Raw genomic sequence first — 12,730 nt, 5'->3', positions numbered from 1 at the left:
GCCGCGATGGCGGCACGCACGGGGTCGAGGTCGGAGGAGGGCACGGGCTGTCTCTTATACGCATCAAGATGTGTATGAGAAACAAAGGGTGAAGGACGCCACCCGCGACCGGACGGCCGTGCGGACACGGGCCCGGACGGCGGCGGAAATTCGGGACACTCGCACGTCGACAGTCCTTACCGCAGGGTGCGGCGCCCGGCCTTCGCTTCGGCGCGTGCCAGGTCGGGCAGCCTGTCGAGAGCCTGGCGGGCGAGCTTGCGTTCGTCGGCGTAGGCGAGCTTCTCGACCAGGTGGCTCACCGGGAGCCATGCCACCTCCGTGACCTCGGGGTCCTCGTCGTTGAGCTGGCCGTCGACGATGCGCAGCAGGTGGTGGTGGACCGTCTTGTGGATCCTCCGGCCCTCGGAGACGAACCAGTAGTCGATCGTGCCGAGTTCGGAGAAGACCTTCCCGTGCACCCCTGTCTCCTCCCACACCTCACGTTCGGCGGTGGTGTGGGCGTCCTCCGGCTCCTCGATGTGCCCTTTGGGGATCGACCAGAGGAGGCGGCCGCGCCGGTCGAGACGCCCGATGAGTGCGACGTACATTTTCGACAGGTCCACCGAACCGTCACCGCGGACGGATTCAGCCAGCCCGGACAGCACCAGGCCGCCCGCGCTGGTTTCGACGGAGGTCGGCAGCTCATGGTGGTCCCGCTGGTGGACCGGGCGCGCCGGAGACCGACGGGGGTCCGGAATGCTGCGACGACGCCTCTGACTCATGGTTGCCCAGACTAGTGCCTCCACCTGAGAAAGGGTGAGCCGGCTGTATCATTGTGGGAATGCAACGATCCACCGGAACCATGCTCGCGACCGCGCGGGACGCCGTGAAAACCCACGACCGTACCCTCACCTCCCTCGCCGCCGCTTTCGCCACCCGTGGACACTCCCTGTACCTCGTCGGCGGTTCCGTACGGGACGCCCTCCTCGGCCGCCTCTCCCACGACCTCGACTTCACCACTGACGCCCGCCCGGATGTTGTCACGGAGATCCTCGCCGGGGTCACCTCCACCGTGTGGGACACCGGTATCGCCTACGGCACCGTTTCCGGCATGGTCCACGGAATGACCGTGGAGATCACCACCTTCCGCGCGGACCAGTATGACGGGGAGTCCCGCAACCCCGAGGTCACCTACGGCGACACGCTGGAGGACGACCTGGTCCGACGGGACTTCCGCTGCAATGCGGTGGCCCTGCGGCTCACCGCTGACGGGGAGCATGAACTGTGCGACCCGCTCGACGGGCTCGCGGACCTGGCCGCCGGGATTCTCGACACGCCCGCCGCCCCGGAGAAGTCCTTCCACGATGATCCGCTGCGCATGCTCCGGGCCTGCCGCTTCACCTCCCAGCTCGGCTTCTCGGTCGCCCCCCGGGTGCAGGACGCCATGACTGCGATGGCGGCGGAGATCGACCGCATCACCGTCGAGCGGGTCGCCGCGGAACTGGACAAGCTCATCCTCGGCGCCGAACCGTGGACCGGCCTGGACCTGATGGTGGCCACGGGCATCGCCGCCCGTGTCCTGCCGGAGCTGCCGGCCCTGCAGCTCACCCAGGACGAGCACCGGCAGCACAAGGACGTGTACGCGCACTCCCTGCAGGTGCTGCGCAACGTCACCGGGCTGGAGGACCGGCTCGCGGCGTCCTCCCCGGGCACCGGAGGTGACGGGGACGCCGAGTCCCCGGAGCAGCCCCCGGAGCAGTCCCCGGGGCAGTCCCTGGAGCACCGTCGGCTCGTACTGCGCTGGGCGGCGCTCATGCATGACTGCGGCAAACCCGCCACCAGGGCCTTCACCGGGTCCGGGACGGTGACCTTCCACCACCACGAGGTGGTGGGTGCGCGCATGGTGCGCCGGCGGCTGAAGGCGCTGAAGTACCCCAAGAAGACTGTCGAGGAGATCGGCCAGCTGGTCTTCCTCCACATGCGTTTCCACGGGTACGGGGAAGGGGCGTGGACGGACTCCGCCGTACGCCGGTACGTCAACGATGCCGGGGTCCTGCTGCCCGAACTCCAGCTTCTCGTCCGGGCCGACTGCACCACCCGTAACCGCCGGAAGGCCGAGCGTCTCCACCGGATCTGCGACGACCTGGACGCCAGGATCGTGGAGTTGAAGGAGAAGGAGGACCTCGCCGCCGTCCGTCCGGAACTCGACGGCAACGAGATCATGGAGGTGCTCGGTATCGCGCCGGGGCCGCTCGTCGGGGAGGCCTGGGCATTCCTGAAGGAACTCCGGCTGGACCGGGGACCGGTGGACCATGACGTGGCCGTCGCCGAGCTGCGGTTGTGGTGGGCAGACAGGGAGGCTCAGCGCGCACAGCAGGACGTGCACGAGGACGTGCACGAGGATATGGAGGATACTGACAGGTGAGACGCGCGGACCTCCCCGTCGACGGCACCGTCGGGGAGCCCGGGAACCTCGACAGGATCCGGGACGGGATCCGGGACGGACTCCGGACGTCGTGGACGGTGGCCCTGGGACTGCTGCCCCTCGGTCTCGCATTCGGGCTGCTCGTCAGCCAGGCGGGCTTCGCCTGGTGGTGGACCCCGGTCTTCAGTGTCGTCATCTACGCGGGTTCCATGGAGTTCCTGGCGGTGTCCCTGGTCACGGCCGGGGTGGCACCCCTGTCGGCGGCACTGACCGCTTTCCTGGTGAACTTCCGGCACGTCTTCTACGGGCTGAGCTACCCGGTCGGGGCTGTCCACTCCCCGCCGGCGAGAGCGTACGGGATCTATGCGCTGACCGACGAGACCTACGCCGTCCTCTCCTCCCGGCCGCGGGCGGACTGGACGCAGGTGAAGGTCCTGACGGTGCAGGTCTTCTGCCAGTTGTCGTGGGTGCTCCCGGGCATCGCCGGCGCACTCGTCGGGGCGGCGCTGCCGGTGGACCTCGAAGGCCTGGATTTCGCACTGACCGCGTTGTTCGTCGTGCTGGCGGTGGAGGCGGCCGATGCCCGCCGGGACCCTGTCCTCCCGGTCGTCGCAGCCGCTGCCGGCCTGGTGGGACTGCTCCTGGGGCGGGACCGGATGCTGTTCACCGCGCTGACGTTGTACTTCGTCTTCCTGGTCGGGAAGTTCCTCCTGCAGCGCAGGACAGGAGGTGGGCCGCGGTGACGTCCACCGTGACCGGGACAGCTCCCCACCCTGGGACCGTTGATCTGGCCGTGGCAGGACTGCCCGAGGGGGTCGACCTGCAGAACACCCTGCTCATCCTCGGCGGAATCTGCGTGGTCACGGTCGTCCTGCGGGCACTGCCGTTCGCGGCGGTGAAGTTCTTCCGCGAGAACGCCCTGGTCGGATGGCTGGGAACAGCCATGCCCGTGGGAGTGATGGTGGTTCTGGTGATGTACACGCTGGGTGACAGCACCGAACGCCCGGGCGGGGTGTGGGCCGCGCTGGCGGCCGTCGCGTTCACCGTGGCACTGCACCTGTGGAGACGTTCGGCGACATGGTCCGTGCTGCTCGGCACGGCGCTCTACGTCGTCCTGGTCAACTGGGTCCTCTGAACCGGGGTCCTGCTACGCCGTCGCCTTCTCGAGCAGGGGGACGAGCAGATCCAGGGCGTGCAGCATCGAGGCGGGGGTGCCCAGGGAGATGGCGTTGGCGAGTTCCTCGTCAGTGACGATGGAGTGGCCCTCCTTCACCGCGGTGAGCTGCTTCCATGAGGCGTCCGCGGTGAACTCCTCGGCGCTGAGACCGATGGGGAATCCGATGACGACATCGGAGTCTGCCTTGTCCACGTTCTCCTCGGACAGGGAGACGTAGAATGTGTCCTTCGCCAGGTCGGTGATCTCCGGGTTCGGCTGGAAGCCGAGGTCTTCGACCAGGTCGGCACGCGCGTCCCCGGCGACGTAGGCGCCCCATTCCACGGTGGTCTTCGCGAGGACCGTGGCGGTCTTGTCCGCCCACTGCGGGTGGGCGTCCTTCACTTCGGTGATCCGGTCCTTGACCTGCGTGACCAGTTCCTCGCCTTTCGCCTTCTCGCCGAGGGCGGTGGAGATCATGCTGACCTGGGAGTCCCAGGGGGTCATCCAGTTGTCCGCGCCGTCGGGGACGGAGACCGTGGTGGCGATCTTGCTGAGCCTGTCGTAGGTCTCCTGGCTGCCGTCGGCACGCACGTTGAGGATGAGGTCAGGTTCCAGGGCGGCGATCTTCTCGTAGTCGGGTTCCATGGTGCCCAGCTGCTCCGGTGCCTCGTCGTAGGTGGCTGTCGCCCAGGGGCTCAGGCCGTCGCCGCCGAAGTCGAGCCAGTCGGACACCCCCACCGGCTGGACCCCCAGCTCGGTGGCGATTTCGGCGTCCCCCCAACCCAGGGCGACGACCCGCTCGGGCTGGTCCTTCACCTCGACGTCGCCGAACTTCGTGGCGACGGTGACGGGGAAGGAGTCGGTGGCGGTGGAGGCGGCCGTGTCGTCGGCACCGCCGGAGGAGTCGTCGGAACCGGAGTCCGACGAGCAGGCGGCCAGGGCGACGGCCGTGGCCAGGGACAGTGCAGCCGCGGTGATGCGCGTGATCCGTGAAGTCATGGAGGTGAGCCTACAGTTACCTCGGGGGACTGCGCAGCACCCCCGCCCGACTGCCCGACCGGCTGGCTAGACTCGGGCCCCATGGGAACACCTCAGTTCATCGTTGAACTCCGCGAACAGATCGGCCACGCACCACTGTGGTTGCCGGGGGTCACCGCGGTCGTCGTCCGGGACGTCGCCCCGGACGCACCCGCGTTCGCGACACCGGAGGTGCTGCTGGTCAGGCGGGCCGACGACGGCAGGTGGACGCCGGTCTGCGGCATCGTCGAACCCGGGGAGGAACCCCACGCCGCCGCGGTGCGGGAAGTCGCCGAAGAGACCGGGTTGACCGTCGAGGTGGACGCGCTCATCGGGGTCGGCGCGGTCGGACCGGTGACCTACCCCAACGGCGACGAGTGCCGGTACATGGACACCACCGTCCGTTGTGTCGTCGTCGAGGGCGGTGGAGGCGGGACAGGTGAGGACGCCTGGACACCCCGCGTCAACGACGACGAGTCCACCGAGGTCGGATGGTTCGAGGTGGCACAGCTCCCTGCACTGGACCCCCGGTTCCGTCTCGTCATCGCCGACGCCGTGGCCCAGCTCCGGCACCCGGCAGGTTTCCGCCCGCGGATGGGGTACACCCGGCGCGACCGGCCGGCGTGGCACTGACACATGAGTCGGAAGCGGGCGCTGCCCAACATCGTCGCCGACGCCCTGGAACGCATCTGGGAGGGTGCGACAGCCGACGACCTCGAGTCAGCGGTCCTCGACTTCAAGGAGGACCCCGCCCACACCCCCACCGCCCACGTCACGGCGAAGACGGCCGACATGCTGGTAAGGACGGCGGCATGTTTCGCCAACGGGTCCGCAGGGCGGGCGTTCATCGTCTTCGGGATCGCCGACCGCACCCCCGGCCCGGCGGCGTTCAACGGGACCGGGAGGGACCCTGCGGACATCGCCCACACCATCTTCGCCAACACCCGACCCCACCTTGCCGTGGACGCCTGGTCGACGCAGGTGCACGGTGCCCGGCTCGTCATCATCCGGGTCGCCGCGGGAATGGCGGTCTACACGGGGTTCGACGGGGTGGTCAAGCACAGGGTCGGTGATTCCTGCCTCCCCCTCGACGGTGCCGAGCTCGCAGAGATGACCCGGGCGCGCAGGAACCCGGACCCGACGGCGCACCCGGTCGCACTGCCGGCGTCCGCGCTGGCCCAGTCTCTTATGCACATTTCTGCCGGACTTCGATGTGTCGAACGAGACCAGGTCCGGTCGCTTATACACATCTAGTAGTGTATGAGAGACAGGGGCAGACCCCGGACCAGAGTCCGGTCAGGGTCCCGGGGAACTCCACGGTGCGGGCCGGCTTCTCCGACGACCCCGCCGCCCTCTTCGACGCCCTTGACCTGCTCACCGATGACGGCTCGCCCACTGTTGCGGCGAAGATCCTGTTCGGTATGGCGGATCCGGAGCACCCGGTGGCCCGCCACATCTTCCGGGACGCCGGGGGCGAGATCGTCGCGGAAACCGAGCTGCATGATCCGCTGGTTCTCGCCGCACGCTCCCTGCACCGGCTCGTGCGTTCCCATTCAGATGCCGGGATACCGCCGACGGCGCAGACTGAGGCACTGAACAATGCGTTGCTGCACCGGGACTGGTCCCGGCCGGACCCGGTGGTGGTCTACCAGTCCGCGGACATGCTCCGCGTCAGTTCTCCGGGGGGACTGCCGCCCGGGGCGTCCGCCGAGAGGCTGCTGTCCGGACCGTCCCAGCCGCGGAACCCGGCACTGGTCAACGCGGTGCAGCAGTTGGGGATGGTGGAGTGGTCCTCCCGTGGTTTCGACCGGATGTGGGTCTCCATGCTCAGCGCCGGTTTCGAACCGCCGACGGTTGACGTGCGCGCCGACTCGGTGGACGTGGTGCTCTTTGACGGGGTGGCTGACCTCGGGTTCGTTGCCGCACTGTCGGCGGTGCGGGCCGAGTTCGGCCGCGGCATCACCAGGGACGCCGCGACGTTGGTCGTGCTGCGCTACCTGCTCGGCAGTTCCGGTGGTGCAGGTCCGCGCAGCGCCGGGGCGGCGGTGATCACGCTGGAACGGGTCGCGGCCCTGCAGCAGGCGACCGAGGCGGACGCCAGGACGCTGATGACCTGGCTGTCACAGCGTGGACTGCTGCACCGCACCTCCAGGCGTCGCGACGAGTGGCGCCTGTCGGACCGGACTCTCGCCGTGGTGTCGGGGTCGGGACGGTCATTCTCAGCGGAGTAGATCGGCTGGTGACGGTGGAGACCACGGACGCCCGGACCGGGTACCTCATTTCTGGGAGTGAGGAGGATGAGGTCAACAGCGTCAGTCGGTCGCTGTCGGGCGAAGAGGTCGCCCTGTATCCCGTCGAGGACTGGGTCTGCGGACCACCTACCAGGTGTTCTCCGGACGCTCACGGTCATATTTCGCGGCGCGGACAGAACACATCATCAGCTGTACCTGGTGGAAGATCATCAGCGGCACGATGACCAGTCCTGCTCCCCCGGTGAACATCACCGTCGCCATCGGTAGCCCGGAGGCGAGGGACTTCTTCGTCCCGCAGAACTGGATCGCCACCTGGTCTGCGAAACTGAATCCCAGTTTCCGGGCGACGAAGGAGGTCAGGGTCAGCATGATCCACACCAGGGCCACCGACCCGAGGACGATCCCGACCACCGCGACCCAGCTGACGGAACTCCACACGCCCATGACGATGCCCTCGGAGAACGCCGAGTAGACGACCAGCCCGATGGAGATCTTGTCGACGTACCCGGTCGGTTTCGCCTTGGCGAAGGTCTGTACGGCGGGGAACACGGCGCGGGCGACCTGTCCGAGGATGAACGGGGCGAGCAGCTGCAGGGCGATGTCGAGGAACACGGAGGTGTCGATGTGCAGGCCCGTCCCGGAGCTCATCAGCAGAAGCACCAGCAGCGGGGTGGCGAAGACCCCGATGAGGTTGGACGCTGATGCGCTGATGATCGCGCCGGGGACGTTGCCGTGCGCGATCGAGGTGAAGTTCACCGAGGACTGCACTGTGGAGGGAACGAGGCAGAGGAAGAGTATCCCCTGGTAGAGGTCGTCACCGATGACGTCCCTGAGCGGCATGAGGGCCAGACCGATGAGGGGGAAGAGCACGAAGGTGAAGGCGAGGATCAGCAGGTGGAGCCGCCAGTGCGTCAGTCCGTTGAGGGCTTCCCGGGTCGACAGCCGGGCACCGTAGAGGAAGAACAGGACGGCGATGACGATCTTGACTGTCCCGTCCACAGCCACGGCGAATCCGCCCTCGGCGGGGAAGGCGAGTGCGAGAAGTACCCCGACGACGATGAGGACGATGAGAAGGTCCGGCCGGTATCCCAGGATGCGGGAAATGAAGTTCCTCATGTCGGGCACTGTATCCGACGCCGGGGGCCGGAGCGGGCACTGGTAGAAACATACTGCATGGAACTGAACGTGATCGGCACCGGCTATCTCGGTGCTGCGCACGCCGCAGGAATGGCGTCCCTCGGCCACGATGTCACCGGTGTGGACACGGACCGTGGCAGGGTGGGGACCCTGAACGCCGGGCGGGCCTTCTTCCACGAACCCGGTCTCGACGAACTGCTCAGGGAGGGCACCGCCACCGGCGTCCTGCGGTTCTCCACCGATCCCGCAGCCCCTGCCGGGCACGGCAACGTGCACTTCCTCGCGGTCGGCACCCCCCAGGAACGTGGCTCCTACCGGGCGGACACGGGCAGTCTGGACGCCGTTGTCGATGCCCTGGTCCCGCACCTGTCCGGTGCGCATCTTCTTGTCGGCAAGTCCACCGTTCCGGTGGGGACGGCACAGCGGCTGCAGCACAGGGTGGACCGGATCCTGCGGGAGACCGGGTCGTCGGCCCGGGTGACGGTGTGCTGGTGCCCGGAGTTCCTCCGGGAGGGGCATGCCGTGGAGGACACCCTCCATCCGGACCGGATCGTCCTGGGTCTGCCTGAACTGCCGGAGGACGCCGCAGCTGAGGTGGAGGCGGTGATCCGGGAGATCTACGCGCGTCCGCTGGCCGGGGACGCGACGCACCGTCCCGCTCCGCTGCTGGTGACTGATCTTGCGACCGCTGAGCTGGTGAAGGTCAGTGCGAACGCGTTTCTGGCGATGAAGGTCAGCTACATCAACGCTGTCGGTGAGGTCTGCGAAGCCGCCGGTGCGGATGTCGCTGTCCTCGCCCGGGCGATCGGGATGGACGGCCGGATCGGGCCGGAGTTCCTGCGAGCGGGGCTGGGTTACGGCGGGGGCTGCCTGCCGAAGGACATCCGCGCGTTCATGGCCCGGGCGGGTGAGCTGGGTGCTGACGAGGTGCTGACGATGCTGCGGGAGGTCGACACGGTGAACCTGAGACGCCGGGAGAAGATGATGGCCCTGGTCCGGGATTCTTTCGGGGGTGCGGTCTCAGGTCACCGGGTCACGGTACTCGGAGCGGCGTTCAAGCCGGACAGTGACGATGTCCGTGACTCCCCTGCCCTGCAGGTGGCGGGGGCGCTGAACCTGGCGGGTGCGCAGGTCACGGTCTACGACCCGGTGGCCGTGGACAATGCACGTCGGCTCTTCCCCACTCTTCGCTACGCCTCCTCCCTGGAGGCGGCGCTCGTCGGCGCGGAGGCGGTGGTCGTCGCCACGGAATGGAAGGAGTTCCGGGACGCGGACCCGGCTGTCGCGAGGGAGCTCGTGTCCAGGCCGGTGATCTTCGACGGCAGGAACTGTCTTCCGTCCGGTTCCTGGACGGATGCAGGGTGGGTCTACCGGGGAATGGGGCGGTGTGTGTCCTGAGCGCGGAGCCGGTCATCGGGGAGGACACCCCGGCGCATGGACCGTATGAGCCGGGTGGCCCGTGGTGCACTCGCGACCGCAAGATAGATGTCGTGGACGAGGTAGGCCAGACCTGCCCCGACGAGTCCGTGGGCGGGGACCAGGAGTGCCGCAGCTCCGGTGAGGACTACGGCACCCACCCCCTGCAGCAGGGCCGAACAGCCGATACGGCCGTTCACCCGTTCCAGGTTGCCGTAGATGTACGCAGAGGTCGACACCGCCTGGCCCAGGGCGATGAGCAGCAGCAGTGCCAGTGACCCGCGCGCGTAGTCCGCACCGTAGAACCACATCAGCACCGGACCACCGAGGGCGACCATGACGGTACGCAGGACCGATATGCGCAGGTACATCAGGATGAACCTGCGGGTCAGCGGGCCGAGCTGGTCTGGATTCCGTGACGCCGAGCTCACGTACGGTCCGGCGACAGCGGTGACCAGCACGGTGGAGGCGGTGACCACGGTCCAGCTGAGGTTGAAGTAGGCGGCGGTCTCCTCCGATGTCCCGCGCAGGACGATGACCGGAACCGCAAGTCCCGGAAGCGCCTGCACGACCATCCAGACCGTGGCCAGGAGGTTGAAGCTGATGATGCGGCGGGCAGGTGGGAGCCGGGGCGGAAGGTCCCGTTCCCGGCGCAGCAGTCCTCCGGTCGCGAAGAGTGCACACTGGACGACCACCACTCCGACCAGGGAGGGGATGATCCAGCTGAGGACGATCCCGGTGGATGCAGGGCTGGTGGCGAGTGCGGCGATGATCACGAGCTTCGCCACGGCGTGGGCGATGTTGCGCAGTGCGCTGAGTTTTCCGGTGCGCAGACCGATGAGCACCGAATCCTGGAGGCTGTAGCGGGCCAGCACCGGGACGGCGAGAACGAACACAATTTTCTGTCCGTTACCGGGGAAGAGCTGGTCGGACGGGCCGATCCAGAGGAATGCCAGTGCGAGGACGACGGCGAGGCAGCCGGTGACCGCCTGGACCAGAGTGACCATTTTCAGCTGCAGTCGGCCGGCCACCGGGACGAGGCGTTCGACTACCGGGCCGAGGGCGAGATTGGAGACTGTCGCGAGGGTGAGCGCACTGTTGACGGTGGTTGAGGCGATCCCGACGTCCTGTGCCGGGAAGAAGCGAGCGGCGATGAACCAGTACACCGCACCGAGTGCGGAATTGACCAGACTGGCGACGGTGAGCATTCTTCCGTCGAACACCATGGTGCGGAGTTCGCCGGTTCCCGGAATTTCCGTCTTTTTCTGTGACATTTCCCACCCGAGGGGCATTTTTTCTCTGTGTGTTCGCCTGTTTGACGACTGATATGCTACGGAGAATGAGTTTTGAAATCCATTCCCGGATGCTGTTCCGGCTGCTCGCAGTCGTGCTTGCGACGGTGCTGGCGACGGTGCTGGCGGGAGCGTCCGGGCCCGCGGCGGCGCAGGAGAGCAGGGGCAGGGGGGCGTCCTCGGGTGCGGGGGTCTACACATCCAGATGGGGGTAAGGGACAGGGGTGTAGTAGGCGGCGGGCTCCTCCGGTTTCCCGCGCAGGACGATGACCGGGAACGGCAGGCCCGGCAGCGGCCGCCCGACCATCCCGACCGTGGGCACGGCGGCGCAGGAGAGCAGGGGCAGGGGGGCGTCCTCGGGTGCGGGGGTCGGTCCGGGGACCGCTGCAGGTGCCACCCAGTTCACCGCCGAAGTCGGGTTCACCCCCCACGGAAACCTGTGGTGGCCCGTGACGTCCTCCGCACAGGACATCACCTACAGCCTGCGGAACACCGGGACGGCACAGGTCTCCGGCGAGCTGACTGTGCTGGTGGACCAGATGTTCGACAGGCAGACCAGGGTGGGACAGCCCCGTCCGTTCACGCTGGCCCCGGGGCAGACCCTCACCGGTGCGGTCAGGGCGGAAGTGGCACCGCTGTTCGTCATGCGGCCGACGCTCTCGGTGGACGGCGGGGAGGGTCCGCTGCGTGTCGAGGTGTCACCGGACACCCCGCAGTGGGTGGTGCCGTGGGCGGCTGCGGGCGTCCCGCTGCTGGCAGTGGTGATGCTGGTGGCGTCCTGGAACAGGAGAAGGGAGAGTGCGGTCGCAGGAGGGGAGATCCGCCGGGGCAGACCGGAGTCCGGTCCGGGGTCTGGTCCCGGGTCCGTTCCCGGGGCTGCAGGCACGGCTTTCAGTGCCGGGTGAATCCCCCCTGTCCGAGCAGCTGTGCAGGGGTGAGGTGACGGGGCAGGACGCGCAGGCCCGCCACTGCCCCGCCGACGGCTGCGCGGACCACGGCGGGACGGGACCTGTAACTTATACACATCTAGTTGTGTATTAGAGACTGAGGTGGGGGCGGGGATTGCGGGGTTCTATACGCGTCCCCTCGGCGCGGATGCGGCCGAACCTGCCGCCCCGCTTGTCGGTAACGGTCATGCCAGCACGGCCGGGAGGCGGCCCTCCGCCGACGTGGACGAGGGAACGCTGTGGCGGCTGTCTCTTGTACACAGCTAGAGGTCTAGACCACGGCGGGACGGGACCGCGCCGGGCTGTGACGCCACTGGTCCACGAGGATCCCGCGGAGAAGGTCCGCCCACTGGCGCGGGCTGATCGCTGACGTTCCGTCGGCCCGGCGGCTTTCCCGCAGACACCACACGAGGTTCCGGATGTTGTGGACGGCTCTGCCGGGAACGAACCGGGCGGGTCCTGCATTGCCGACGAGATGGGTGATGCGGGCCGACGGCAGCTGGCGTCCGGGCACGGTGCGGGCGAGCCGGGCGGTGTATTCGGTGTCGTCGTGCCAGAGGAAGAAGTCGTCGAGTGGCAGGTGGGTGGCCAGTGCCGCCTCCGCGCGGATCAGTGGACCGACGAAGGACGCCGCGGACACGCTGAGGTGGCCCCGCTGCGCGGCGGCGAGGGCGTGGGGGATCCGGTGGTCGAGGAAGGGCCTGTTCCGGGTGTGGAGGGCCCCGTCCCGGTCAACCACGGTGGGTGCGACGAAAGGGACCGCCGGGTCTTCGCTGAGGGCGGAGAGCAGCAGGTCGAGGCAGTCGGGGTGGGGGACGGTGTCGTCGTCGGTCAGCCAGAGCGAGTCTGTCCCCTCGTCCAGGGCGGCGGCGATCCCGAGGGCGAAACCTCCGGCTCCACCGCGGTTGGTCCGGGTCTCCAGGAGGGAGATCTCCCGGTGGCGGGACGCCGCGGTGCGCAGCCAGTTCCGTGAACCGTCCGTGGAACCGTTGTCGACCACGATGATCCTGTCCGGGGGCCGGGTCTGGGACCTGAGCGCGGTCAGGGTCGTGCGGAGTCGGTCGAGCCGGTTGAAACTCACGACCACAGATGTGACGAAAATCTCGGAA

The 12,730-nt window shown here is 68.2% G+C and carries 14 protein-coding genes and 1 pseudogene; 9 read left to right on the top strand and 6 right to left on the bottom strand.

All coding sequences use genetic code 11. The annotated features are described in order from the left end of the window. Window positions 1-176 precede the first annotated feature (176 nt). A pseudogene (locus tag BN3906_RS08640) lies at window positions 177-767 on the bottom strand (NUDIX hydrolase); the annotation flags it as partial. 53 nt (window positions 768-820) lie between these two features. Between BN3906_RS08640 and BN3906_RS08635 the strand changes: the two are divergent. Genes BN3906_RS08635 through BN3906_RS08625 form a run of 3 tightly spaced genes read left to right on the top strand, consistent with a single transcriptional unit; the run spans window position 821 to window position 3,539 of the window. Continuing rightward, window positions 821-2,404 (top strand): CCA tRNA nucleotidyltransferase, encoded by a 1,584-nt coding sequence (locus tag BN3906_RS08635; RefSeq protein ID WP_147592889.1) that lies wholly within the window; start codon window positions 821-823, stop codon window positions 2,402-2,404. A 56-nt stretch (window positions 2,405-2,460) separates the two neighbouring features. Then, entirely contained in the window at window positions 2,461-3,147 is a 687-nt protein-coding gene (locus tag BN3906_RS08630; protein ID WP_066589601.1) for an AzlC family ABC transporter permease, read from the top strand. Then, window positions 3,144-3,539 carry a branched-chain amino acid transporter permease gene (locus BN3906_RS08625; RefSeq protein ID WP_066587221.1) on the top strand — a complete coding sequence of 132 codons (396 nt, stop codon included), beginning with the start codon at window positions 3,144-3,146 and terminating at the stop codon, window positions 3,537-3,539. Before BN3906_RS08630 ends, BN3906_RS08625 begins: the two co-directional genes overlap by 4 nt. Before the next feature lie 12 nt (window positions 3,540-3,551). Here the strand turns inward: BN3906_RS08625 and BN3906_RS08620 are convergent, their stop codons facing one another. Next, on the bottom strand, window positions 3,552-4,559 hold the full coding sequence (locus BN3906_RS08620; RefSeq protein WP_066587211.1) for an iron-siderophore ABC transporter substrate-binding protein: 1,008 nt from the start codon (window positions 4,557-4,559) through the stop codon (window positions 3,552-3,554). An 81-nt stretch (window positions 4,560-4,640) separates the two neighbouring features. Between BN3906_RS08620 and BN3906_RS08615 the strand changes: the two genes are divergently transcribed. The 3 genes from BN3906_RS08615 to BN3906_RS08605 are packed head-to-tail and all read left to right on the top strand — an operon-like array spanning window position 4,641 to window position 6,808. Beyond that, on the top strand, window positions 4,641-5,210 hold the full coding sequence (locus tag BN3906_RS08615) for an NUDIX hydrolase (protein ID WP_066587207.1): 570 nt from the start codon (window positions 4,641-4,643) through the stop codon (window positions 5,208-5,210). A gap of 3 nt (window positions 5,211-5,213) precedes the next feature. After that, window positions 5,214-5,831 carry an ATP-binding protein gene (locus BN3906_RS08610; RefSeq protein ID WP_261796932.1) on the top strand — a complete coding sequence of 206 codons (618 nt, stop codon included), beginning with the start codon at window positions 5,214-5,216 and terminating at the stop codon, window positions 5,829-5,831. A gap of 2 nt (window positions 5,832-5,833) precedes the next feature. Beyond that, window positions 5,834-6,808 (top strand): ATP-binding protein, encoded by a 975-nt coding sequence (locus BN3906_RS08605; protein WP_261796931.1) that lies wholly within the window; start codon window positions 5,834-5,836, stop codon window positions 6,806-6,808. A 147-nt stretch (window positions 6,809-6,955) separates the two neighbouring features. On the opposite strand, the gene BN3906_RS08600 is transcribed toward BN3906_RS08605, so the two are convergent. Beyond that, window positions 6,956-7,945 (bottom strand): bile acid:sodium symporter family protein, encoded by a 990-nt coding sequence (locus tag BN3906_RS08600; RefSeq protein WP_066587205.1) that lies wholly within the window; start codon window positions 7,943-7,945, stop codon window positions 6,956-6,958. Window positions 7,946-8,002: 57 nt separating this feature from the next. On the opposite strand from BN3906_RS08600, the gene BN3906_RS08595 reads away from it, so the two are divergent. Next, on the top strand, window positions 8,003-9,364 hold the full coding sequence (locus BN3906_RS08595) for a UDP-glucose dehydrogenase family protein (protein ID WP_066587203.1): 1,362 nt from the start codon (window positions 8,003-8,005) through the stop codon (window positions 9,362-9,364). Here the strand turns inward: BN3906_RS08595 and BN3906_RS08590 are convergent. Then, window positions 9,334-10,656 carry a lipopolysaccharide biosynthesis protein gene (locus tag BN3906_RS08590; protein WP_066587201.1) on the bottom strand — a complete coding sequence of 441 codons (1,323 nt, stop codon included), beginning with the start codon at window positions 10,654-10,656 and terminating at the stop codon, window positions 9,334-9,336. The two genes, BN3906_RS08595 and BN3906_RS08590, sit on opposite strands and share 31 nt — an antisense overlap. Before the next feature lie 65 nt (window positions 10,657-10,721). On the opposite strand from BN3906_RS08590, the gene BN3906_RS14710 reads away from it, so the two are divergent. Both BN3906_RS14710 and BN3906_RS08585 read left to right on the top strand, forming a co-directional pair. Continuing rightward, a complete protein-coding gene (locus BN3906_RS14710) occupies window positions 10,722-10,889 on the top strand; it encodes a hypothetical protein (RefSeq protein WP_154669497.1) in 168 nt (55 codons plus the stop codon). A 51-nt stretch (window positions 10,890-10,940) separates the two neighbouring features. Beyond that, window positions 10,941-11,579: a hypothetical protein gene (locus BN3906_RS08585; RefSeq protein WP_066587199.1), complete on the top strand. Its 639-nt coding sequence runs from the start codon at window positions 10,941-10,943 to the stop codon at window positions 11,577-11,579. Here BN3906_RS08585 and BN3906_RS15120 read toward each other — a convergent pair. Both BN3906_RS15120 and BN3906_RS08580 read right to left on the bottom strand, forming a co-directional pair. After that, the gene (locus BN3906_RS15120; RefSeq protein WP_261796930.1) at window positions 11,566-11,700 is read right to left on the bottom strand and encodes a hypothetical protein; all 135 of its coding nucleotides are present in this window, start codon (window positions 11,698-11,700) and stop codon (window positions 11,566-11,568) included. The genes BN3906_RS08585 and BN3906_RS15120 overlap by 14 nt on opposite strands. Before the next feature lie 192 nt (window positions 11,701-11,892). After that, the gene (locus BN3906_RS08580; RefSeq protein ID WP_187119923.1) at window positions 11,893-12,702 is read right to left on the bottom strand and encodes a glycosyltransferase; all 810 of its coding nucleotides are present in this window, start codon (window positions 12,700-12,702) and stop codon (window positions 11,893-11,895) included. Window positions 12,703-12,730: the final 28 nt, after the last annotated feature.

The sequence above is a fragment of the Corynebacterium provencense genome (genome assembly GCA_900049755.1).
In the GTDB taxonomy this organism is placed as follows: Bacteria; Actinomycetota; Actinomycetes; order Mycobacteriales; family Mycobacteriaceae; genus Corynebacterium; species Corynebacterium neomassiliense.
The sequence above is the reverse complement of the archived record's forward strand: the minus strand, read 5'-3'. Positions and strand labels throughout refer to the sequence as shown.